Origin of the sequence: Pseudomonas frederiksbergensis (genome assembly GCF_017114915.1) — a bacterium.
In the GTDB taxonomy this organism is placed as follows: domain Bacteria; phylum Pseudomonadota; class Gammaproteobacteria; order Pseudomonadales; family Pseudomonadaceae; genus Aquipseudomonas; species Aquipseudomonas frederiksbergensis_I.
Genome location: NZ_JAAUOE010000001.1, coordinates 1 through 18,717 on the forward strand (window position 1 = coordinate 1; position 18,717 = coordinate 18,717).

The following is an 18,717-nucleotide window of genomic DNA, read 5'->3' on the forward strand; positions in this document are numbered from 1 at the left end:
CTTGCGGCCGGTGTGGAAGTGCAGATCAGCCTCGGCTAAGACTCGGTCTTAGTCGTGTAACGCTCTGAAATGGGCGGCCATAGCGGGTGAAAGCCCCGTACACTCATGAGGTTTACAACATGACTATTGGTGTAGTCGGTCGTAAATGCGGTATGACCCGTATTTTCACCGAAGAAGGTGTCTCCATTCCGGTCACGGTCATTGAGATCGAGCCGAATCGCGTCACCCAGTTCAAAACTGAAGAGACCGATGGCTATCGTGCAGTGCAAGTCACTGTCGGCGAGCGTCGTGCTTCGCGTGTTACAGCTGCTCAGGCTGGTCACTTCGCCAAGGCGAACGTTGCCGCTGGTCGTACCGTAATGGAATTCCGTCTTGAAGAAGGCGAGTACCAGGCCGGCGATCTGATCAACGCTGAAATCTTCGCTGCTGGTCAACTGGTTGATGTAACCGGTCAGTCCAAAGGTAAAGGCTTCCAGGGTACGATCAAGCGTTGGAATTTCCGCGGGCAAGATAACACCCACGGTAACTCCGTATCCCACCGCGTTCCAGGCTCTATCGGCCAGTGCCAGACTCCTGGTCGTGTATTCAAGGGCAAAAAAATGTCCGGTCATATGGGCGCTGAGCGCGTGACCGTGCAGTCCCTCGAAGTAGTGCGCGTGGACGCTGAACGCAATCTGTTGTTGGTCAAGGGCGCTGTTCCTGGCGCTACTGGCGGCAACCTGGTTGTACGTCCAGCAGCCAAGGCTCGCGGTTAAGGGGAAGCTGACATGCAATTAAATGTAAATGACGCTCAAGCGATCGAAGTTTCCGAACTGACATTTGGCGGCGAATTCAACGAGACGCTGGTTCACCAAGCAGTCGTGGCCTACATGGCTGGCGGCCGTCAAGGTAGCAAGCAGCAAAAGACCCGTTCCGACGTTTCTGGTGGCGGTAAGCGCCCATGGCGTCAGAAAGGTACTGGCCGTGCTCGTGCCGGTACTATCCGTAGCCCAATCTGGCGCGGCGGCGGTACCACTTTCGCAGCTCGTCCTCAGGATCACTCCCAGAAGCTGAACAAGAAGATGTATCGCGCAGCAATGCGTTCCATCCTTGCTGAGCTGGTGCGTACTGATCGTCTGGTCGTGGTTCAGGATTTCGCTGTTGAAGCACCGAAAACCAAAGATCTGCTGAACAAGCTGAACGGCATGGGCCTGACTGACGTCCTGATCGTGTCTGACGCTGTTGATCAGAACCTGTACCTGGCTGCTCGTAACCTGCCACACGTTGATGTACGTGACGTGCAAGGTTCCGATCCAGTTAGTCTGATCGCATACGACAAGGTGTTGATCACCGTGTCGGCCGTGAAGAAATTCGAGGAGCTGCTGGGATGAACCAGGAACGCGTATTTAAAGTTCTGCTTGGCCCGCACGTTTCCGAGAAGGCTACGGTTCTGGCAGACAAGAAAGGCCAGTTCGTTTTCAAGGTTGCTACTGACGCAACCAAGCTGGAAATCAAGAAGGCCGTCGAAAGCCTGTTCAGCGTGAAAGTTGAGCGTGTTACTACCCTGAACGTTTTGGGTAAGAGCAAGCGCACCGCTCGCGGTCTGGGCAAGCGTAATGACTGGAAGAAGGCAGTTATCTCCCTTCAGCCAGGCCAAGATCTCGATTTCAGCAGCAGTGCTGAGTAAGGAAGGGGTGCATCATGGCAATCGTTAAATGCAAACCGACTTCCCCTGGCCGCCGTTTTGTGGTCAAGGTGGTCAACCAGGAGCTGCATAAAGGCGCTCCTCACGCACCGCTGCTCGAGAAAAAATCGAAGTCTGGTGGTCGTAACAACAATGGTCGTATTACCACTCGTCACATCGGTGGTGGCCATAAGCAGCACTATCGTCTGGTCGAGGCGTTGGACATCGCCCGTCAGACTCGCCACATCGCCCGTCAAGGCGTATTGGCCGGCATGGGCATGTCGGTGCTGGCCATGGGGGTAGCCGCCTTCGGCTACCTGCCGCCGCTGGTCGGTGCCGTGGTGCAGGAGGGCATCGACGTGGTGATCATCTTCAATGCCTTGCGTGCATTGGGNTCATCGCCCCTAAAGGCGTGAGCGCTGGCGACCAGCTGATCGCAGGTGCTCTGGCACCGATCAAGCCGGGTAACGCTCTGCAACTGCGTAACATTCCAGTTGGTAGCACCGTACACGGCATCGAATTGAAGCCAGGTAAAGGCGCACAGATCGCTCGTTCCGCTGGTGCTTCGGCTCAGCTGATCGCTCGTGAAGGTGTCTACGTGACCCTGCGTCTGCGTTCTGGTGAGATGCGTAAAGTGCTGGCTGAATGCCGCGCGACCCTGGGCGAAGTCTCGAACTCCGAGCACAGCCTGCGTTCGCTGGGTAAAGCTGGTGCCAAACGCTGGCGTGGCGTTCGCCCAACCGTTCGTGGTGTTGCCATGAACCCGGTTGACCACCCACATGGTGGTGGTGAAGGTCGTACCTCTGGTGGTCGTCATCCGGTATCGCCATGGGGCTTCCCGACTAAGGGCGCGAAGACTCGTGGTAATAAGCGTACCGACAAAATGATCGTCCGTCGTCGCAAGTAAATAGAGGGATACGACAGTGCCACGTTCTCTGAAAAAAGGTCCTTTTATTGATCTTCACCTACTGAAGAAGATCGAAGTGGCGGCGGAAAAGAACGATCGCAAACCAGTTAAGACCTGGTCGCGTCGTTCGATGATCCTGCCACAAATGGTCGGTCTGACCATTGCAGTGCATAACGGTCGTCAACATGTTCCAGTTCTCGTGAACGAAGACATGGTCGGCCACAAACTGGGCGAGTTTGCCGGTACCCGCACATATCGTGGGCACGTGGCAGACAAGAAAGCCAAGCGTTAAGGGGTAAGGAACGATGGAAGTAGCCGCTAAGTTGTCGGGCGCTCGAATCTCCGCCCAGAAAGCCCGCTTGGTCGCCGACCAGATCCGCGGGAAGAAGGTGGGCGAAGCGCTCAACCTGTTGGCTTTCAGCAGTAAGAAAGCCGCCGAGATCATGAAGAAAGTGCTGGAGTCGGCCGTAGCCAACGCCGAGCATAACGAAGGCGCGGACGTTGATGACCTGAAGGTCAGCACCGTTTTCGTCAACGAAGGGCGTTCGCTGAAGCGCATCATGCCACGTGCCAAAGGCCGTGCTGATCGCATCGTCAAGCGGTCTTGCCATATCACTGTCAAGGTTGCTGACAAGTAACGGAGTCGAAGAGATGGGTCAGAAAGTACATCCCATTGGCATTCGCCTGGGAATCGTCAAGGAGCACACCTCCGTCTGGTACGCAGACGGTCGGACTTATGCGGACTATTTGTTCGCTGATCTGAAGGTGCGTGAGTATCTCCAAGACAAACTAAAAAGCGCGTCCGTAAGCCGTATCGATATCCATCGTCCGGCTCAGACTGCACGCATCACCATCCACACCGCTCGTCCAGGTATCGTTATCGGGAAGAAAGGTGAAGATGTTGAGAAGCTGCGTCAGGACCTGACCAAGCAAATGGGTGTGCCTGTGCACATCAATATCGAAGAGATCCGCAAGCCGGAGCTCGACGGTATGCTGGTTGCGCAGAGCGTAGCTCAGCAGCTGGAGCGTCGCGTAATGTTCCGTCGCGCTATGAAGCGCGCTGTACAGAACGCCATGCGCATTGGTGCCAAAGGCATCAAAATCCAAGTGAGCGGTCGTCTCGGCGGTGCTGAAATCGCACGTACTGAATGGTATCGCGAAGGTCGTGTGCCACTGCACACCCTGCGTGCCGACATCGACTATGCCAACTACGAAGCTCACACCACTTATGGTGTGATCGGTGTAAAGGTTTGGATCTTCAAAGGCGAAGTAATTGGTGGTCGCCAAGAAGAGCTGAAACCACAAGCACCAGCGCCTCGTAAAAAAGCTGCTAAGTAAGGGGTACGCCAAATGTTGCAACCAAAGCGTACGAAGTTCCGCAAGCAAATGACTGGTCACAACCGTGGCCTGGCATTGCGCGGTAGCAAAGTCAGCTTCGGCGAGTTCGCGCTGAAGTCTGTAGCTCGTGGTCGTCTCACCGCTCGTCAGATCGAGTCAGCGCGTCGTGCACTGACCCGTCACGTTAAACGTGGCGGCAAGATCTGGATCCGTGTATTCCCGGACAAGCCTATTTCCAAAAAGCCACTCGAAGTTCGGATGGGTAAAGGTAAGGGTAACGTGGAGTACTGGGTTGCCCAGATTCAGCCAGGCAAAGTCCTGTATGAAATCGAGGGTGTTTCTGAAGAGCTGGCGCGTGAGGCTTTCGCCCTGGCTGCTGCAAAGCTGCCGCTCGCCACCTCCTTTGTTAAACGGACGGTGATGTGATGAAAGCGAATGAACTTCGTGAAAAATCCGCACAGCAGCTGAACGAGCAACTGCTCGGCCTGCTGCGCGACCAGTTCAATCTGCGTATGCAGAAAGCAACTGGCCAGTTGGGGCAGTCTCATCTGCTCTCGCAAGTTAAACGTGACATCGCTCGCGTGAAGACTGTGCTCAACCAGCAGGCAGGTAAGTAATCATGGCTGAAGCCGAAAAAACTGTCCGTACGCTGACTGGCCGTGTTGTCAGCGACAAGATGGACAAAACCATCACCGTTCTGATCGAGCGTCGCGTTAAGCACCCGATCTACGGTAAATACGTTAAGCGTTCGACTAAGCTGCACGCGCACGACGAAACCAATCAGTGCCACATCGGCGACAAAGTCACTATTCGTGAAACTCGTCCGATGGCCAAGACCAAGTCTTGGGCGCTGGTTGATGTTCTCGAACGCGCTGTGGAAGTCTAAGGGCTAGGGGTCGGAGAAATTATATGATTCAGACTCAATCCATGCTCGATGTGGCCGATAACAGCGGCGCTCGCCGTGTTATGTGCATCAAGGTGCTGGGTGGCTCCCATCGTCGTTACGCTGGTATCGGTGACATCATCAAAGTTACCGTGAAGGAAGCAATTCCTCGCGGTAAGGTAAAAAAGGGTCAAGTGATGACTGCTGTTGTAGTCCGCACTCGTCACGGCGTACGTCGTGCTGATGGCTCCATTATCCGCTTTGATGGCAACGCTGCTGTTCTTCTGAACAACAAGCAAGAGCCGATCGGCACCCGTATCTTTGGGCCAGTGACCCGTGAACTTCGTACTGAGAAGTTCATGAAGATCGTCTCGCTCGCCCCAGAAGTGCTGTAAGGAGATCCGACATGCAAAAGATTCGTCGTGACGACGAGATCATCGTGATCGCCGGCAAAGACAAAGGTAAGCGCGGTAAGGTGCTGAAGGTTCTCNTATGTCGGGCGTACAGGGCGGTATCGTCGAGAAAGAAGCGCCACTGCACGCTTCCAACGTCGCCATCTTCAACGGCGAAACCAACAAGGCTGACCGCGTTGGTTTCAAAGTAGAAGACGGTAAGAAAATTCGTGTCTTCAAGTCGACCCAAAAAGCGGTTGATGCTTGAACACTGCTAGGTAGATAAGACCATGGCACGACTACAAGAGATTTACCGGAAGGAAATCGCCCCCAAGCTTAAGGAAGAACTTAAGCTCGGGAACGTGATGGAAGTTCCGCGCGTTACCAAAATCACCCTGAACATGGGTCTGGGCGAAGCGATTGGTGACAAGAAAGTCATCGAGCACGCTGTTGCTGACCTGGAAAAGATCACCGGCCAGAAAGTCGTTGTGACCTACGCTCGTAAATCCATCGCAGGCTTTAAAGTCCGTGAAGGTTGGCCGATCGGCGTCAAAGTGACCCTGCGCCGTGAGCGTATGTATGAATTCCTGGATCGTCTGCTGTCGATCTCCCTGCCTCGGGTTCGCGACTTCCGCGGCCTGAATGCCAAGTCCTTCGATGGTCGTGGTAACTACAGCATGGGCGTGAAAGAGCAGATCATTTTCCCGGAAATTGATTACGACAAGATCGATGCTCTCCGCGGTCTGGACATTACCCTGACCACCACTGCCAAGAACGATGACGAAGGCCGCGCTCTGCTGCGTGCTTTCAAATTCCCGTTCCGCAACTGATTGGAGTAGGAAAATGGCCAAGAAGAGCATGAAAAACCGTGAGTTGAAGCGTCAGCTCACCGTTGCCAAGTACGCCACCAAGCGTGCAGCGCTGAAAGCTATCATCGTCGATCTGAACGCAAGTCCAGAAGCGCGTTGGGAAGCTACTGTAGCTCTGCAGAAGCAGCCACGTGATGCAAGCGCCTCGCGCATGCGTAACCGCTGCCGCCTGACTGGTCGTCCGCACGGCGTTTACCGCAAGTTCGGCCTGGGCCGTAACAAGCTGCGTGAAGCGGCAATGCGTGGTGACGTACCAGGTCTGGTTAAAGCCAGCTGGTAAGTACTGTCAAAGTCTCGATGTTCGGGGTCGCAAGATCCTGACCATCGGTGGCCTTGAATCTGAATCAAGCCCCTTTTGGGGCTTGATTCATTTCTGGGGTGTGTCTAGAATGACCGGCTCGCCTGAGCCCGTGTTTTTCATGCCCGGAGTTTCTCGGCGACAAGTAATAGCCGCAAGGCTAATTTTTTTGTATTAGGAGCGTCTAGCCCATGAGTATGCAGGACCCGTTAGCGGACATGCTAACTCGAATCCGTAATGCCCAGATGGCTGAAAAGTCCGTCGTAAGCATGCCGTCTTCCACGTTGAAGGTGGCTGTAGCAAAAGTCCTGAAGGACGAAGGTTACATCGCGGGTTATCAGATCAGCAGCGAAATCAAGCCACTGCTGTCCATCGAGCTGAAATACTTCGAAGGCCGTCCGGTCATCGAGGAAGTGAAGCGCGTTAGCCGTCCAGGCCTGCGTCAGTACAAGTCCGTCGAAGATCTGCCGAAAGTTCGTGGCGGTCTCGGTGTGTCTATCGTCTCCACCAACAAAGGTGTGATGACGGATCGTGCTGCGCGCGCTGCCGGTGTCGGCGGCGAAGTTCTTTGCACTGTGTTCTAAGGGGGGATAAGCATGTCTCGCGTCGCTAAGAACCCCGTTAAGCTGCCAGCCGGTGTCGAAGTAAAATTCGCAGGTCAACAGCTTTCGGTGAAGGGTGCCAAGGGTACTCTTGAACTGAACGTCCATTCGTCCGTTGAGATCGTTGAAGAAGCTGGTGAGCTGCGTTTTGCTGCTCGCAATGGCGATCAACAGACTCGCGCAATGGCCGGTACCACTCGTGCGTTGGTAAACAACATGGTCCAGGGCGTAAGCCAAGGCTTCGAGCGCAAGCTCCAGCTGGTCGGTGTTGGTTACAAAGCGCAAGCAAAAGGCACGGTGCTGAACCTGGCTCTTGGCTTCTCGCACCCAGTGGATTACGAACTGCCGGAAGGCATCACCGCTGAGACTCCTAGCCAAACCGATATCCTGATCAAGGGCATCGATAAGCAGCTAGTAGGTCAAGTGGCCGCCGAAATCCGCGACTTCCGTCCACCAGAGCCTTACAAAGGTAAAGGTGTGCGCTACGCGGACGAAGTCGTCCGTCGTAAAGAAGCCAAGAAGAAGTAGGGCATAGCAAATGACCGACAAAAAAGTTACTCGCCTGCGTCGCGCTCGCAAAGCACGCCTGAAAATGCACGAACTCGAAGTCGTGCGTCTCTGCGTGTTCCGCTCGTCGCAGCACATCTACGCCCAGGTCATTTCGGCCGACGGCAACAAAGTCCTGGCGAGCGCCTCGACTTTGGATAAAGAACTGCGTGATGGCGCCACTGGCAACATCGACGCGGCCACTAAGGTTGGCCAGCTGGTCGCTACGCGTGCTAAAGCCGCTGGCGTCTCGCAGGTGGCTTTCGACCGCTCTGGCTTCAAGTACCACGGCCGCGTCAAGGCGCTGGCTGATGCTGCTCGTGAAGCTGGGCTGGAGTTCTAAGTTATGTCAAATAACGACCAAAAGCGCGACGAAGGCTACATCGAGAAGCTGGTTCAAGTTAACCGCGTAGCCAAAACCGTTAAAGGCGGCCGTATCTTCACTTTCACCGCGTTGACCGTGGTAGGTGATGGTAAAGGGCGTGTTGGCTTCGGCCGTGGCAAGTCGCGTGAAGTGCCTGCTGCGATCCAGAAGGCAATGGAAGCTGCTCGCCGCAACATGATCCAGGTTGATCTGAACGGCACCACTCTGCAGTATGCAATGAAGTCCGCTCACGGCGCTTCGAAGGTGTACATGCAGCCTGCTTCTGAAGGTACCGGTATCATCGCTGGCGGCGCTATGCGTGCTGTCCTCGAGGTTGCTGGCGTTCAGAACGTTCTGGCCAAGTGCTACGGCTCGACTAACCCGGTAAACGTGGTTCACGCCACTTTCAAAGGTTTGAAGGCTATGCAGTCTCCTGAATCCATTGCCGCCAAGCGTGGCAAAAGCGTCAAGGAGATCTTCTGATCATGGCTACCGTTAAAGTTACGCTGATCAAAAGCATGACCGGCCGCATCCCTAACCACAAACTGTGCGTTAAGGGTCTGGGTCTGCGTCGCATCGGTCACACTGTAGAAGTCCAGGATACTCCCGAGAATCGCGGGATGATCAACAAGGCTTACTACATGCTGCGTGTCGAGGGTTAATCGATGAAACTCAATGATCTGAGTCCAGCGCCGGGTTCCCGCCGCGAAAAGCATCGTCCGGGCCGTGGTATCGGTAGTGGTTTGGGTAAGACTGGTGGCCGTGGTCACAAAGGTCAGACTTCCCGCTCCGGTGGCACCATTGCTCCAGGCTTTGAAGGCGGTCAACAGCCGCTGCATCGTCGCCTGCCGAAGTTCGGTTTCGTTTCCCTGAAAGCCATGGATCGCGCTGAAGTGCGTCTGTCCGAGCTGGCTAAAGTGGAAGGCGACATCGTCACCGTGCAGTCCCTGAAAGATGCCAACGTGATCAACGTCAACGTTCAGCGCGTGAAAATCATGCTGTCCGGCGAAGTTACTCGCGCTGTCACCATCGGAAAGGGAATCGGCGCCACCAAAGGTGCGCGTGCGGCTATCGAAGCAGCTGGCGGCAAGTTCGAGGAATAAATGGCTAAGCAAGGTGCTCTCTCTGCGCTCGGCAAAGGCGGTATGTCTGAACTCTGGGCTCGTCTGCGTTTTCTGTTCCTGGCGATTATCGTCTACCGAATAGGCGCACACATCCCGGTTCCAGGTATCAACCCAGACCGACTCGCGGACCTGTTTCGACAGAATGAGGGGACCATTCTTAGCTTGTTCAACATGTTTTCCGGCGGCGCGCTGGAGCGGATGAGCATCTTTGCACTGGGGATCATGCCGTACATTTCGGCATCGATCATCATGCAGCTGATGACCGCCGTCAGCCCGCAGCTGGAGCAGTTGAAGAAGGAAGGTGAAGCTGGCCGTCGCAAGATCAGCCAGTACACCCGCTACGGCACTGTCGTCCTCGCTCTCGTTCAGGCCATTGGCATGTCCATTGGTCTGGCGGGGCAGGGCGTTGCGTTCACTGGTGACTTTGGCTTCCATTTCGTCGCGGTATCCACTTTTGTGGCAGGTGCGATGTTCATGATGTGGCTGGGTGAGCAGATTACTGAGCGTGGTGTTGGCAACGGTATCTCGATGTTGATTTTTTCGGGTATCGTCGCCGGTCTTCCGAGAGCGATCGGGCAGTCTTTCGAGTCTGCGCGTCAGGGTGATATCAACATCTTCGCCCTGGTTGCCATCGGTTTGCTGGCAGTAGCGATTATCGGTTTCGTGGTGTTCATTGAGCGTGGTCAGCGTCGTATTGCTGTTCACTACGCCAAGCGTCAGCAGGGTCGTAAGGTCTTCGCTGCGCAGACCAGCCACTTGCCGCTGAAGGTGAACATGGCCGGTGTTATTCCGGCTATTTTCGCGAGCAGCATTTTGCTGTTCCCGGCTTCGTTGGGTGCCTGGTTCGGTCAGTCTGAAGGTATGGGCTGGTTGCAGGACATCTCGCAGTCGATCGCTCCTGGTCAGCCGTTGAATATTCTGCTGTTTAGTGCAGGGATTATTTTCTTCTGCTTCTTCTATACGGCGTTGATGTTCAATCCGAAAGACGTAGCGGAAAACCTGAAGAAGTCCGGTGCCTTTATTCCGGGCATCCGTCCAGGTGAGCAGTCTGCGCGCTACATTGATGGCGTTCTGACTCGCTTGACCATGTTCGGTGCTCTTTACATGACGGCCGTCTGCCTGTTGCCCCAGTTCCTGGTGGTTGCAGCAAACGTACCGTTCTACCTTGGCGGGACCTCGTTGCTGATCGTGGTCGTGGTTGTGATGGACTTCATGTCCCAAGTACAATCGCACCTCGTTTCGCACCAGTACGAATCCCTGATGAAGAAAGCCAACCTGAAGGGTTACGGCAGCGGCATGTTGCGCTGAGTACCCATAAGGTTCGAGGAGTTGGTGATGAAAGTTCGTGCATCGGTGAAAAAGCTGTGCCGTAACTGCAAGATTATTCGCCGCGAAGGTGTTGTTCGAGTAATTTGCAGCGCGGAACCGCGTCACAAACAGCGCCAAGGCTGAGTGTGATTGTGCTTCAAGCCCGGCAGCTAGTGCGCTGCCGGGTTGATTATTTGTTATTACAGCGATATTATCTCGCGCCCTATTTCTTGGCTTCCGGGGCGTAGGTAGCTGTCAATTGGAGTCCCACTGAATGGCCCGTATTGCAGGCGTTAACATTCCAGATAACAAGCATACTGTTATCTCGCTGACCTACATCTATGGTGTTGGTCGCACTACTGCACAGAAAATTTGTGCAGTGACTGGGGTCAACCCAGCGGCAAAGATCAAAGATCTGAGCGACGAGCAGATTGAACAGCTGCGTGGCGAAGTGGCGAAGTTCACCACTGAAGGTGACCTGCGTCGCGAAATCAACATGAAAATCAAGCGTTTGATGGACCTCGGTTGCTATCGCGGTCTGCGTCATCGTCGTGGTCTTCCAGTACGCGGTCAGCGTACCAAGACCAACGCGCGTACCCGTAAAGGTCCGCGTAAGCCGATCCGCAAGTAATCGCCCCAGCGAATCGACAGGAAATTAATCATGGCAAAACCTGCTGCTCGTCCTCGTAAAAAAGTTAAAAAGACAGTGGTTGATGGCATCGCCCACATCCATGCTTCTTTTAACAACACCATCGTGACCATTACCGACCGTCAAGGTAACGCTCTTTCCTGGGCTACCTCCGGTGGTTCGGGTTTCCGCGGTTCCCGCAAGTCCACCCCGTTCGCTGCTCAAGTAGCTGCTGAACGTGCTGGTCAAGCTGCGCTGGAATATGGCCTGAAAAACCTCGACGTTAACGTCAAAGGTCCAGGTCCAGGTCGTGAATCCGCAGTCCGCGCTTTGAACGGCTGTGGCTACAAGATCGCCAGCATCACCGACGTGACGCCAATCCCGCACAACGGGTGCCGTCCGCCGAAGAAGCGCCGCGTGTAATCCAGGAGATTGTAAAGAATGGCTCGTTACATTGGTCCAAAATGCAAACTCGCTCGTCGCGAAGGCACCGATCTCTTCCTGAAGAGCGGCGTGCGCGCGATCGAATCGAAGTGCAACATCGAAGCAGCACCTGGTATCCACGGCCAACGCCGCGGTCGCCAATCCGATTACGGCACCCAACTGCGTGAAAAGCAGAAGGTCCGTCGTATCTACGGCGTTCTCGAGCGTCAATTCAGCGGCTACTACAAAGAAGCTGCTGGCAAGAAAGGCGCAACTGGCGAAAACCTGTTGCAACTGCTCGAATGCCGTCTGGACAACGTTGTATACCGTATGGGTTTTGGCTCTACTCGTGCCGAATCCCGTCAGCTGGTATCGCACAAGTCGATCAGCGTTAACGGTCAGACCGTAAACGTTCCGTCTTACCAGGTTCGTGCTGGTGACGTGGTCGCAGTTCGCGAGAAAGCAAAGAACCAACTTCGCATTGTCCAAGCTCTCGATCTGTGTGCCCAACGTGGCCGCGTAGAATGGGTAGAAGTAGACACTGAGAAGAAGTCGGGCGTTTTCAAGAACGTTCCTGCTCGCAGTGATCTGTCCGCCGACATCAACGAAAGCCTGATTGTCGAGCTCTACTCCAAGTAAGGGCTAGAAAATAGGTGCATCCATGCAGATTTCGGTAAATGAGTTCCTGACACCCCGCCATATTGATGTGCAGGTTGTCAGTCCAACCCGCGCCAAGATCACTCTCGAGCCTCTCGAGCGTGGTTTCGGCCACACCCTGGGCAACGCGCTGCGCCGCATCCTGTTGTCCTCAATGCCCGGCTGTGCAGTAGTCGAGGCCGAGATTGACGGTGTGCTCCACGAGTACAGCGCCATCGAAGGTGTACAGGAAGACGTAATTGAAATCCTGTTGAACCTTAAAGGTCTGGCTATCAAGCTGCACGGTCGAGACGAAGTTACGCTGACCTTGTCGAAGAAGGGTTCGGGGGTGGTTACCGCTGCCGATATTCAGCTGGATCATGATGTCGAGATCGTTAACCCCGATCACGTAATCGCTAACCTGGCGTCTAACGGCGCCCTGAACATGAAGCTCACCGTAGCTCGTGGTCGTGGTTATGAACCGGCAGACTCGCGTCAGAGCGATGAAGACGAAAGCCGCAGCATCGGTCGCTTGCAGCTTGACTCTTCGTTCAGCCCGGTTCGCCGTATTGCATACGTGGTGGAAAACGCCCGTGTCGAACAGCGTACTAACCTGGACAAGCTGGTTATTGATCTGGAAACCAACGGTACCCTGGATCCTGAAGAGGCTATCCGCCGTGCTGCAACCATCCTGCAACAGCAGTTGGCTGCGTTCGTCGATCTCAAAGGTGACAGTGAGCCAGTGGTTGTCGAGCAGGAAGACGAGATCGATCCGATCCTGCTTCGCCCGGTTGACGATCTGGAACTGACTGTACGTTCGGCTAACTGCCTTAAGGCGGAAAACATCTACTACATCGGTGACCTGATTCAGCGTACCGAAGTAGAGCTGTTGAAGACTCCGAACCTGGGCAAGAAATCCTTGACTGAAATCAAGGACGTTCTGGCCTCCCGCGGTCTGTCCCTCGGCATGCGCCTCGACAACTGGCCGCCTGCAAGTCTTAAGAAGGACGACAAGGCGACAGCCTGATCGTCGTAATCACCGAACGTTGTGTTTGGTAAGGAATGAACCATGCGTCATCGTAAAAGTGGTCGTCACCTGAGCCGCACCAGCTCGCACCGCAAGGCCATGTTTCAAAACATGGCGGTGTCGCTGTTCGAGCACGAGCTGATCAAAACTACTCTGCCAAAAGCCAAAGAACTGCGCCGCGTTGCCGAGCCGCTGATCACTCTGGCCAAGACAGACAGCCTGGCTAACCGCCGTCTGGCTTTCGACCGTACTCGTTCGAAAGCTATCGTTGGTAAGCTCTTCAACGACCTGGGCAAGCGTTACGCTACCCGTGAGGGTGGCTACCTGCGCATCCTCAAGTGCGGTTTCCGCGCTGGCGACAACGCGCCTATGGCGTACGTCGAGTTGGTTGATCGTGCTGTCGGCGGTGAAGCTGTATCCGCTGAGTAAGACGTCAGTCTGAAACAAGGAACCGGGCCTAGTGCCCGGTTTTTTGTGCCTGTAAGAAATGCGCTGTACGTACAAGCTTCTAACCGTTTCCTGTCTGCACTATATGGGTGGATTGATCATTAGTAATTTTCTATTGGTGCCTGCAAATTAATGAATTTGAGGCTGTCATAGTGATGATCAATACTTCCCACCAAGCCGATTAGCCGGCAGTTCAAGACTGACAGAGGAAGAAGATCGCATGAGCCAGAACAAAACGCTTACGACCGCCAGTGGCGCTCCTGTTGCCGACAACCAGAACTCCCGCTCCGCCGGCCCTCGTGGCCCTTTGCTGCTCGACGACTTCCACCTGATCGAGAAGCTTGCCCACTTCAACCGTGAAAACATCCCTGAGCGCCGTGTACACGCCAAAGGCTCTGGTGCTTACGGCACGTTCACTGTGACTCGCGATATCACTCAATACACCAGTGCCAAGCTGTTTGAGTCCGTCGGCAAACAAACTCCGACCTTCCTGCGATTCTCCACCGTGGGCGGCGAACGCGGTTCGGCTGACACTGAACGCGATCCACGCGGTTTTGCCCTGAAGTTCTACACAGAAGAAGGCAACTGGGACATCGTCGGTAACAACACACCGGTGTTCTTCATTCGCGACCCGCTGAAATTCCCGGACTTTATCCACACCCAAAAGCGCCTTCCACAAAGCAATCTGAAAAGCGCGCAGATGATGTGGGATTTCTGGTCGCATTCGCCTGAGGCGTTGCACCAGGTCACTATCCTGTTCTCTGATCGCGGCATCCCTGACGGTTACCGTCACATGCATGGTTTCGGCAGCCACACCTACAGCTTGATCAACGCCAATGGCGAGCGTCACTGGGTGAAGTGGCACTACAAGACCAAACAAGGGATCAAGAACCTCGCTCCGGCAGAGGCCGCGCGCTTGGCCGGTACCGATCCGGATTACGCACAACGTGACCTGTTCGGCGCCATTGAGCGCGGTGACTTCCCGAAATGGAGTGTCAACATCCAGATCATGACCGAAGCCCAGGCTGCGGCTCACTACGAGAACCCGTTCGACGTGACCAAGACCTGGTCGCAGAAAGAGTTCCCGTTGATCGAGGTGGGCGAGCTTGAGCTCAACCGCAATCCGCTGAACTACTTCGCTGAAGTCGAGCAAGCAGCGTTCGGTCCGAGCAACATGGTCCCGGGTGTTGGCCTTTCGCCTGACCGCATGCTGCAAGGTCGCGTGTTCGCCTACGCCGATGCTCACCGCTACCGTGTGGGCACCAATCACCAGCAACTGCCGGTGAACGCACCTCGCAGCCCGGTCAACACTTACCAGCGCGACGGTTCGATGGCATTTGGCAGCAATGGTGGTGCGGCGCCGAACTATGAGCCGAACAGCTATGTGGAATCACCGAAACAGGCACCGCGCTATGCGGAGCCCGCATTGGCCTTGAGCGGCGCGGCCGATCGTTACGATCATCGCGAAGACACCGACTACTACAGTCACGCCGGTGCGCTGTTCCGTCTGATGAACGATGAGCAGAAAGCCCTGCTGATCAATAATATCGCCGGTGCGATGGCCGGGGTGTCCAGTGATGTAGTTGATCGTCAATTGCAGCATTTCTTCAGGGCTGACCCGGCTTATGGAGAAGGTATCGCAAAGGCGTTGGGCGTACAGCTTAACTAAGTCTAAACGATAAGCAGAACCGCCCTCATTTGGGCGGTTTTTGCGTTATTTAAACCGATTTTCTCAGAATATCTTCGCTTTTATCGCGTCGGGCGAGTGACCTTCCGGTCAGGTTGGTTCAAACTACAGACTTTCAAGCAGGGAGATGTAGGGCGATGCAAGGTCACCCAGACGTAATCGATTACCTCAACACATTGCTGACAGGCGAACTGGCCGCCCGTGATCAATATTTCATCCATTCGCGGATGTACGAGGACTGGGGGTTCACCGAGCTCTACGAACGTATCAACCACGAGATGGAAGAGGAGGCGCAACACGCTGACGCGCTGATGCGGCGGATCCTGATGCTCGAAGGTACGCCACGTATGCGTCCGGATGATCTTGATGTCGGCACCACTGTGCCGGACATGCTCGCCGCTGACCTGCGACTGGAATACAAAGTCCGCGCTGCCCTATGCAAGGGTATCGAGCTTTGCGAGCTGCACAAGGATTACGTCACTCGCGAGATCCTGCGCATTCAGCTGAACGACACTGAAGAAGATCACACCTACTGGCTGGAGAAGCAGCTGGGTTTGATCAAGTTGATCGGTCTGGAGAATTACCTGCAATCGCAGTTCTGATCTTTCATAAAAAGGCCCCTGTCACCGACAAAGTGACAGGGGCTTTTTCATGGGCCCGATTCAGGCCTTGTCGCGAGCCAACAGCGGTTTGAGATAGAAGCCAGTATGAGACTGCTTCATCTCGGATACTTCCTCCGGTGTACCGACGGCAATGATCTGCCCACCTTTGGAACCACCTTCCGGGCCCAGGTCCACCAACCAGTCGGCAGTCTTGATCACGTCCAGGTTGTGCTCGATCACCACCACGGTATTGCCGTGGTCGCGCAGACGATGCAGCACGTCGAGCAGTTGCTGGATATCGGCGAAGTGCAGACCGGTGGTGGGTTCGTCGAGGATATACAGTGTCTTGCCGGTATCGCGTTTGGACAGCTCGCGAGACAGTTTCACCCGTTGGGCTTCACCGCCCGACAGCGTCGTCGCCGATTGTCCCAGTTTGATGTAGGAAAGGCCTACGTCCATCAACGTCTGAAGCTTGCGGGCCAAGGCTGGAACCGCGTCGAAGAACACCCGCGCTTCCTCGATGGTCATCTCGAGGGTCTCGTGGATGCTCTTGCCCTTGTACTTGATCTCCAGTGTCTCACGGTTGTAGCGCTTGCTCTTGCAGACATCGCACGGGACATAAATGTCCGGCAGGAAGTGCATTTCCACCTTGATCAGGCCATCACCCTGACAGGCCTCGCAGCGTCCGCCCTTCACGTTGAAGGAGAAACGCCCCGGCCCGTAACCGCGGGAGCGGGATTCCGGCACGCCGGCGAACAACTCGCGAATCGGCGTGAACAGCCCGGTATAGGTCGCCGGGTTGGAGCGCGGCGTGCGACCGATCGGGCTCTGATCGATATCGACGACTTTATCCAGGTGCTCAAGGCCTTTGATGCTGTCGTGAGCCGCCGCTTCCAGAGTTGTTGCGCCATTGAGTGCGGTAGCGCTCAACGGGAACAGCGTGTTGTTGATCAGCGTCGATTTGCCTGAACCGGACACGCCGGTCACGCAGGTCAGCAGACCGATCGGAATCTCCAGATCGACGTTGCGCAAATTGTTGCCGCGAGCGCCCTTGAGAGACAACGCCAGCTTCTTGTTGCGCGGCGTGCGTTTGGCTGGAACTTCGATCTTCACTCGGCCCGACAAATACTTGCCGGTCAGCGAATCGGGGTGCGCCATGACCTCGGCCGGCGAACCTTCGGCGACGATATGCCCGCCATGAACACCCGCGCCCGGGCCGATATCCACCACATAGTCGGCCAGACGAATCGCGTCTTCATCGTGCTCGACGACGATCACCGTGTTGCCGATATCGCGCAGGTGCTTGAGGGTGCCCAATAACCGGTCGTTGTCCCGTTGGTGCAGGCCAATCGACGGTTCATCGAGGATGTACAGAACCCCTACCAGGCCGGCGCCAATCTGACTGGCCAGACGGATACGCTGGGCTTCACCGCCGGACAGTGTGTCGGCACTGCGATCCAGCGACAGGTAGTCGAGACCGACGTTGACCAGGAATTGCAGGCGTTCGCGGATTTCCTTGAGGATCTTGTCGGCAATTTCGCCACGGCGGCCGGTCAGTTTCAGCACGCCGAAGTATTCGCAGGCATCACCGATTGGCAAGTTGGTCACCGCCGGCAAGGTCTTCTCGCCAACCCACACATGTCGCGCCTCGCGACGCAGACGGGTGCCACGGCAATCCGGGCAGGGCTGGGTGCTGAGGAACTTGGCCAGTTCTTCCCGGACCGAAGCCGATTCGGTTTCGCGGTAGCGGCGTTCCAGGTTCGGCACGATGCCTTCGAACGGGTGCGAGCGTTTGACGATATCGCCACGGTCGTTCAAGTACTTGAAGTCGACATTCTGCGAGCCGCTGCCATGCAGGATGAATTTCTGCTGATCGACCGGCAGTTCGTTGAACGGCACTTCGAGGCTGAACTTGTAATGGGCGGCCAGTGAGCCAAGCATCTGGAAGTAATAGACGTTGCGCCTGTCCCAGCCGCGGATCGCGCCTTCGGCCAGGGTCAATTCACTGTTCACCAAGCGTTTGGTGTCGAAGAACTGTTTAACCCCCAGGCCGTCACAAGTCGGGCAGGCGCCGGCCGGGTTGTTGAAGGAAAACAGCTTGGGTTCCAGCTCGCTGATGGCGTGGCCGCAGATCGGACAGGCAAAACGCGCGGAGAAGATGATTTCTTCGCCGGGCTCGTCGTCCATTGGCGCCACCAGCGCAATACCGTCCGCCAGTTTCAGCGCGGTCTCGAACGATTCGGCCAGGCGCTGCTGCAGGTCGGCGCGGACCTTGAAGCGGTCGACCACGACATCGATCGAGTGCTTCTTCTGTTTATCCAGCTTGGGCAACTCGTCCAGCTCGCAGAGCTTGCCGTTGACCCGTGCCCGCACGAAACCCTGGGCGCGCAGTTCTTCGAACACCGAGAGATGCTCGCCCTTACGCTCACGAATCACTGGCGCCAGCAGCATCAATTTGCTGCCCTCCGGTTGCGCCAGCACCAGGTCGACCATCTGGCTGACGGTCTGGGCTTCCAGCGGAATATCGTGGTCCGGGCAGCGAGGAATACCGACGCGAGCGTAAAGCAGGCGCAGGTAGTCGTAGATTTCGGTGATGGTGCCGACCGTCGAGCGCGGGTTGTGCGAGGTCGACTTCTGTTCGATGGAAATCGCTGGCGACAGACCTTCGATGGTGTCGACGTCAGGTTTTTCCATCATCGACAGGAACTGCCGGGCGTAGGCCGACAGCGATTCGACATATCGGCGCTGGCCTTCGGCGTACAGCGTGTCGAAGGCCAGGGACGACTTGCCGGATCCGGACAGGCCGGTGATAACGATCAGTTTGTCCCGTGGCAGGGTCAGGTCGATGTTCTTCAGGTTGTGGGTTCGGGCCCCACGAATCAGGATCTTGTCCAAAGTGGCCTCGCTCGGCGGGCGTCGAAAACGTAGGAGTATACGGCCAAATACTGGATGGATGCACACTATCGAATGAGG

General features: G+C 55.7%; 28 protein-coding genes and 4 pseudogenes. 31 read left to right on the top strand and 1 reads right to left on the bottom strand.

The annotated features are described in order from the left end of the window. Positions 1 to 119 precede the first annotated feature (119 nt). The 31 genes and pseudogenes from rplC to bfr all read left to right on the top strand — a co-directional run bounded on the left by rplC (position 120) and on the right by bfr (position 15,744). Positions 120 to 755, top strand: coding sequence for a 50S ribosomal protein L3 (gene rplC, locus HCU66_RS00005; RefSeq protein ID WP_003186059.1), 636 nt, complete (start codon positions 120 to 122; stop codon positions 753 to 755). 12 nt (positions 756 to 767) lie between these two features. Beyond that, the gene (gene rplD, locus HCU66_RS00010; RefSeq protein WP_003186057.1) at positions 768 to 1,370 is read left to right on the top strand and encodes a 50S ribosomal protein L4; all 603 of its coding nucleotides are present in this window, start codon (positions 768 to 770) and stop codon (positions 1,368 to 1,370) included. Further along, positions 1,367 to 1,666 carry a 50S ribosomal protein L23 gene (gene rplW / locus HCU66_RS00015; RefSeq protein ID WP_002555488.1) on the top strand — a complete coding sequence of 100 codons (300 nt, stop codon included), beginning with the start codon at positions 1,367 to 1,369 and terminating at the stop codon, positions 1,664 to 1,666. Before rplD ends, rplW begins: the two co-directional genes overlap by 4 nt. A 14-nt stretch (positions 1,667 to 1,680) precedes the next feature. Next, positions 1,681 to 1,878: pseudogene (locus HCU66_RS27655) on the top strand (50S ribosomal protein L2); the annotation flags it as partial. Beyond that, positions 1,867 to 2,055: pseudogene (locus HCU66_RS27660) on the top strand (hypothetical protein); the annotation flags it as partial. The pseudogenes HCU66_RS27655 and HCU66_RS27660, both read left to right, overlap by 12 nt. A gap of 3 nt (positions 2,056 to 2,058) precedes the next feature. Further along, a pseudogene (rplB, locus tag HCU66_RS27665) lies at positions 2,059 to 2,570 on the top strand (50S ribosomal protein L2); the annotation flags it as partial. A gap of 16 nt (positions 2,571 to 2,586) precedes the next feature. Then, on the top strand, positions 2,587 to 2,862 hold the full coding sequence (rpsS, locus tag HCU66_RS00035) for a 30S ribosomal protein S19 (RefSeq protein WP_002555486.1): 276 nt from the start codon (positions 2,587 to 2,589) through the stop codon (positions 2,860 to 2,862). A 13-nt stretch (positions 2,863 to 2,875) separates the two neighbouring features. Then, entirely contained in the window at positions 2,876 to 3,208 is a 333-nt protein-coding gene (gene rplV / locus HCU66_RS00040) for a 50S ribosomal protein L22 (protein WP_003103908.1), read from the top strand. Positions 3,209 to 3,221: 13 nt separating this feature from the next. Further along, on the top strand, positions 3,222 to 3,908 hold the full coding sequence (gene rpsC, locus HCU66_RS00045) for a 30S ribosomal protein S3 (RefSeq protein WP_003176422.1): 687 nt from the start codon (positions 3,222 to 3,224) through the stop codon (positions 3,906 to 3,908). Positions 3,909 to 3,920: 12 nt separating this feature from the next. Beyond that, complete coding sequence (gene rplP, locus HCU66_RS00050) at positions 3,921 to 4,334, top strand: 50S ribosomal protein L16 (protein ID WP_003228729.1); 414 nt, start codon at positions 3,921 to 3,923, stop codon at positions 4,332 to 4,334. Next, complete coding sequence (gene rpmC, locus HCU66_RS00055; RefSeq protein ID WP_002555481.1) at positions 4,334 to 4,525, top strand: 50S ribosomal protein L29; 192 nt, start codon at positions 4,334 to 4,336, stop codon at positions 4,523 to 4,525. Before rplP ends, rpmC begins: the two co-directional genes overlap by 1 nt. Before the next feature lie 2 nt (positions 4,526 to 4,527). Continuing rightward, positions 4,528 to 4,794, top strand: a complete 267-nt coding sequence (gene rpsQ / locus HCU66_RS00060; RefSeq protein ID WP_003194644.1) for a 30S ribosomal protein S17 — start codon at positions 4,528 to 4,530, stop codon at positions 4,792 to 4,794. A gap of 23 nt (positions 4,795 to 4,817) precedes the next feature. Continuing rightward, a complete protein-coding gene (rplN, locus tag HCU66_RS00065; protein ID WP_002555479.1) occupies positions 4,818 to 5,186 on the top strand; it encodes a 50S ribosomal protein L14 in 369 nt (122 codons plus the stop codon). An 11-nt stretch (positions 5,187 to 5,197) separates the two neighbouring features. Further along, positions 5,198 to 5,451 (top strand): annotated as a pseudogene (rplX, locus tag HCU66_RS00070) (50S ribosomal protein L24). A 22-nt stretch (positions 5,452 to 5,473) separates the two neighbouring features. After that, on the top strand, positions 5,474 to 6,013 hold the full coding sequence (gene rplE / locus HCU66_RS00075) for a 50S ribosomal protein L5 (protein ID WP_003194642.1): 540 nt from the start codon (positions 5,474 to 5,476) through the stop codon (positions 6,011 to 6,013). A gap of 13 nt (positions 6,014 to 6,026) precedes the next feature. After that, a complete protein-coding gene (gene rpsN / locus HCU66_RS00080) occupies positions 6,027 to 6,332 on the top strand; it encodes a 30S ribosomal protein S14 (RefSeq protein WP_003228726.1) in 306 nt (101 codons plus the stop codon). Positions 6,333 to 6,541: 209 nt separating this feature from the next. Next, positions 6,542 to 6,934, top strand: coding sequence for a 30S ribosomal protein S8 (gene rpsH, locus HCU66_RS00085; protein WP_017848802.1), 393 nt, complete (start codon positions 6,542 to 6,544; stop codon positions 6,932 to 6,934). A gap of 12 nt (positions 6,935 to 6,946) precedes the next feature. After that, positions 6,947 to 7,480 carry a 50S ribosomal protein L6 gene (gene rplF, locus HCU66_RS00090; protein WP_025129400.1) on the top strand — a complete coding sequence of 178 codons (534 nt, stop codon included), beginning with the start codon at positions 6,947 to 6,949 and terminating at the stop codon, positions 7,478 to 7,480. A 10-nt stretch (positions 7,481 to 7,490) separates the two neighbouring features. Next, complete coding sequence (gene rplR, locus HCU66_RS00095; RefSeq protein WP_003186037.1) at positions 7,491 to 7,841, top strand: 50S ribosomal protein L18; 351 nt, start codon at positions 7,491 to 7,493, stop codon at positions 7,839 to 7,841. A 3-nt stretch (positions 7,842 to 7,844) separates the two neighbouring features. Continuing rightward, positions 7,845 to 8,345, top strand: a complete 501-nt coding sequence (gene rpsE / locus HCU66_RS00100) for a 30S ribosomal protein S5 (RefSeq protein ID WP_003186035.1) — start codon at positions 7,845 to 7,847, stop codon at positions 8,343 to 8,345. Positions 8,346 to 8,347: 2 nt separating this feature from the next. Further along, a complete protein-coding gene (gene rpmD, locus HCU66_RS00105; RefSeq protein WP_003176408.1) occupies positions 8,348 to 8,524 on the top strand; it encodes a 50S ribosomal protein L30 in 177 nt (58 codons plus the stop codon). A 3-nt stretch (positions 8,525 to 8,527) separates the two neighbouring features. Further along, positions 8,528 to 8,965, top strand: coding sequence for a 50S ribosomal protein L15 (rplO, locus tag HCU66_RS00110; protein WP_003228720.1), 438 nt, complete (start codon positions 8,528 to 8,530; stop codon positions 8,963 to 8,965). Then, entirely contained in the window at positions 8,966 to 10,294 is a 1,329-nt protein-coding gene (secY, locus tag HCU66_RS00115; protein ID WP_003228718.1) for a preprotein translocase subunit SecY, read from the top strand. Between the two features lie 27 nt (positions 10,295 to 10,321). Continuing rightward, on the top strand, positions 10,322 to 10,438 hold the full coding sequence (gene rpmJ, locus HCU66_RS00120) for a 50S ribosomal protein L36 (protein ID WP_002555468.1): 117 nt from the start codon (positions 10,322 to 10,324) through the stop codon (positions 10,436 to 10,438). Between the two features lie 130 nt (positions 10,439 to 10,568). Beyond that, positions 10,569 to 10,925 carry a 30S ribosomal protein S13 gene (gene rpsM, locus HCU66_RS00125; RefSeq protein ID WP_003186020.1) on the top strand — a complete coding sequence of 119 codons (357 nt, stop codon included), beginning with the start codon at positions 10,569 to 10,571 and terminating at the stop codon, positions 10,923 to 10,925. Positions 10,926 to 10,955: 30 nt separating this feature from the next. Further along, a complete protein-coding gene (rpsK, locus tag HCU66_RS00130) occupies positions 10,956 to 11,345 on the top strand; it encodes a 30S ribosomal protein S11 (protein WP_002555466.1) in 390 nt (129 codons plus the stop codon). Between the two features lie 18 nt (positions 11,346 to 11,363). Next, entirely contained in the window at positions 11,364 to 11,984 is a 621-nt protein-coding gene (gene rpsD, locus HCU66_RS00135; protein ID WP_003176404.1) for a 30S ribosomal protein S4, read from the top strand. A 22-nt stretch (positions 11,985 to 12,006) separates the two neighbouring features. Beyond that, positions 12,007 to 13,008: a DNA-directed RNA polymerase subunit alpha gene (locus HCU66_RS00140; RefSeq protein WP_003186012.1), complete on the top strand. Its 1,002-nt coding sequence runs from the start codon at positions 12,007 to 12,009 to the stop codon at positions 13,006 to 13,008. 42 nt (positions 13,009 to 13,050) lie between these two features. Beyond that, on the top strand, positions 13,051 to 13,437 hold the full coding sequence (rplQ, locus tag HCU66_RS00145; RefSeq protein ID WP_007924175.1) for a 50S ribosomal protein L17: 387 nt from the start codon (positions 13,051 to 13,053) through the stop codon (positions 13,435 to 13,437). 238 nt (positions 13,438 to 13,675) lie between these two features. Beyond that, positions 13,676 to 15,124: a catalase gene (locus tag HCU66_RS00150; protein ID WP_205886466.1), complete on the top strand. Its 1,449-nt coding sequence runs from the start codon at positions 13,676 to 13,678 to the stop codon at positions 15,122 to 15,124. Between the two features lie 155 nt (positions 15,125 to 15,279). Then, positions 15,280 to 15,744 (top strand): bacterioferritin, encoded by a 465-nt coding sequence (bfr, locus tag HCU66_RS00155; RefSeq protein ID WP_019581411.1) that lies wholly within the window; start codon positions 15,280 to 15,282, stop codon positions 15,742 to 15,744. A gap of 60 nt (positions 15,745 to 15,804) precedes the next feature. Here bfr and uvrA read toward each other — a convergent pair whose 3' ends face one another. Further along, positions 15,805 to 18,639, bottom strand: coding sequence for an excinuclease ABC subunit UvrA (gene uvrA, locus HCU66_RS00160; protein ID WP_205886467.1), 2,835 nt, complete (start codon positions 18,637 to 18,639; stop codon positions 15,805 to 15,807). Positions 18,640 to 18,717: the final 78 nt, after the last annotated feature.